The 617-nt window shown below is 59.2% G+C and carries 2 protein-coding genes; both read right to left on the bottom strand.

Annotated features, from left to right (window positions below):
* The coding region (locus ADK28_RS19455) for a hypothetical protein (RefSeq protein WP_048796428.1) at positions 1–245 on the bottom strand (245 nt) is incomplete at its 3' end.
* 9 nt (positions 246–254) lie between these two features.
* Positions 255–617, bottom strand: a 363-nt coding sequence (locus ADK28_RS31715) for a phage tail sheath C-terminal domain-containing protein (protein WP_048796034.1), incomplete at its 5' end; no start/stop codon positions are given.

Below are 617 nucleotides of genomic sequence, written 5' to 3'. Positions count from 1 at the left end.
GGGTACTGGGTCAGCTTGGCCCCGACGACGTTCTCCCAGTCGATAGAGGTGTCGCCCAGCGGCATTGCCACCGTCAGCGACAGCTCGAAAGTCTCAATGCCAGAGCAGTAGCCCTTAGCGCGCCCGGTGGAGTTCATGGTCTTGACCAGCTTGCGGCCGGTGTTGTTGTTGACGTTGAACTCCGTCACCTCGACCTCGCGGCCGTTCACTTCGAGGACCACCGCCCCCATGTATGGAATTGCCATTGTGACTCCTTAGAGGATCATGTCGATGCGAGATGCAATCACATGCAGACCGCTGACGATGTTGGTCGGAATGACACAGTTCAGACGGCCGCTGTCTTGCTCGCTGTTCTGCACGAGGACGCCCGCCTTGTACTGGTCGACGTTCTCCACAATCTCCATATCTTCAAGCTGATACAGCACGTTGAGGATTTCCGAGCGCACAGCCCGGCCCACGCGCGGCGTGTTCTTCTGGCGCGGGAAGCGCAGCTCGATACGGGTATCGATCGCCAGGCGTACATAATCCAGCGAGCGAATGCTGGTAATGTCCAGCAGTGACGGGTCGGTGGCACCGTCGGCACTGGTGGTGTAGGTGCTGATAGCGCGCACAATCTG

Origin of the sequence: Serratia sp. 506_PEND (genome assembly GCF_001076875.1) — a bacterium.
GTDB lineage: Bacteria > Pseudomonadota > Gammaproteobacteria > Enterobacterales > Enterobacteriaceae > Serratia > Serratia marcescens.
Note: the sequence above shows the minus strand (reverse complement) of the source record. Positions and strands in the feature narration are given on the sequence as shown.